2 protein-coding genes are annotated in these 1892 nt (G+C 67.0%); one reads left to right on the forward strand and one right to left on the reverse strand.

Annotated features, from left to right (window positions below; all coding sequences use genetic code 11):
- The first annotated feature begins 80 nt into the window (after positions 1 to 80).
- The gene (locus ACIQU6_RS44650) at positions 81 to 1370 is read left to right on the forward strand and encodes an IS4 family transposase (RefSeq protein ID WP_403488458.1); all 1290 of its coding nucleotides are present in this window, start codon (positions 81 to 83) and stop codon (positions 1368 to 1370) included.
- A gap of 56 nt (positions 1371 to 1426) precedes the next feature.
- On the opposite strand, the gene ACIQU6_RS44655 is transcribed toward ACIQU6_RS44650, so the two are convergent.
- Entirely contained in the window at positions 1427 to 1795 is a 369-nt protein-coding gene (locus ACIQU6_RS44655; RefSeq protein ID WP_403488460.1) for an SPASM domain-containing protein, read from the reverse strand.
- Positions 1796 to 1892: the final 97 nt, after the last annotated feature.

The following is a 1892-nucleotide window of genomic DNA, read 5'->3' on the forward strand; positions in this document are numbered from 1 at the left end:
AGCTTCGTTGCATACGGAGAGGCCATCCTGACAGACCGTCACCCAGCTGTGACCTGCAGATTCGTGGAACCCCCAAGACTTTGCAACAGCCCTGGGAGGAGACCGGAGCACAAGAGCGCAGGTGCAGGCTGCTGCCGGCGCGGGTGGTGGTCTACTTCATCCTCGCCCTGGCGCTGTTCGAGTCGTGCTCGTACCGGGCGGTGTGGGGCAAGATGACGGCGGGCCTTGCAGGGCTGGCGGTGGTGTGTCCGCATTCCTCCTCGTTGTCGAGGGCCCGTCGTCGGCTGGGTGCGCGGCCGCTCAGGGTGTTGTTCGAGGTGTTGTCCGGGCCGGTGGCCTGGCTCGATACGTCCGGAGCCTACTGGCGGGGGATGCGCCCGGTCGCGTTCGACGGTACGAGTCTGCAGTTGCCCGATCGTGATCCGGTCACCGCGCGTTTCCCCAAGCGCAGGGGCGAGGTGCGGGAGTTCGGGTATCCGCTGCTGCGGCTGGTCACCCTGATCGAGACCGGCACCCGGGCCGTGATCGGGGCCGCGTTCGGGCCCGAGGCCGAGGGCGAACTCGTCTATGCCGGCCGGCTGCTTCACCGCCTTCAGGCGGAGATGCTGGTGTTGGCCGATGCGGGCTTCGATGCCTGGGAATTCCTGCGCGACGTCCATGCTGGTGGTGCGCAGTTCCTGGTGCGGTCCTCCGCCCGCCGCTGCCCCACCATCGTGAAGCGGCTCCCGGACGGCTCGTATCTGGCCCGCCTGGGCGGCGGGAAGCTCCCGGTCCGCGTGGTGGAGGCGTGGATCACGCTGACCCTGGCCGACGGCACCACCCGGCGTGAGCAGTGGCGCCTGGTCACCAGCCTGACCGACCCCCAGCGGTATCCGGGCACCGAACTCGTGACCCTGTATCACGAGAGGTGGCAGGCGGAGACCACTTACGCCAGTGTGAAGGCGACGTTGCTGGACGGGCGGGTCCTGCGCTCCGGGCATCCGGACCTGCTCGAGCAGGAGGTGTGGGGCATCCTCGCCGTCTATCAGGCCCTCGTCCACCGTGCCGGCGACACCGCCGCCAGCTGCCCTGGCCTGGACATGGACCGCCTCAGCTTCACCGTCGCCCTCGAAACCGCCCGGGACCAGGTCACCACTGCCGCCGGCGTACTCCCCAACGGCCCCGTCCAACTGATCGGCCCCATCGGCCGCGCGCTGCTGGACAACCTCCTGCCCCAGCGCCGCCGCCAACGTCTCAAAGCCCGCAGCCTGAAGGCCGTCAGCAAGTACATCCCCAACCATAGACAGCACCCCGCCACCTGCCAGAACTACACCCTCCACACCGAAGTCACGGTCATGGAAGAAGGGTTGCAGCCCCGACTCCAGCGATAACGCAGCGGCGTTGGGCTTCAGACACCACAATGATCACAAAGCCCGTGCCTGCTCTGCTACGCACCCAAACCAGTCACAACCCCACCAGCCGTAACGACCCCGGAACTTGCAACGGCCCTGCCGCACGGGCCGCACATGGGGAGGAATTGCGGGGGCGTGCATGACTGCGCCCCTTCGCCGTGAACCGCCGTGATATCGGCCAACACCTGTTCCATCTGGGCGCCACCCCAGATTTTGGAGAGCGGGGATTCCAGTACGTTGCCGATGTTCAGAAAGCGCCCCAGCACACACGGCCACACGTCGCCGTTCGGACCGATAGCGCATTTCTCATGTGCACAGTGCCCGCACAGGTCAGCGATGGTCGGCGCTGCGCCCTTGCTGGCCCTTCCGAACGCCCGTGTGCGGTCTCCGCCGACTTGGCCCACGCCCAACGTCGCTTCGCTAGCGCATGATCGACTAGAGTCCTGGTTTCGTGCCGCAAGATCACATAGTTGGTGACAGCTTCCCCGAGCGGGTCCGGAT

Source organism: Streptomyces sp. NPDC090442, from assembly GCF_044769405.1.
GTDB lineage: Bacteria > Actinomycetota > Actinomycetes > Streptomycetales > Streptomycetaceae > Streptomyces.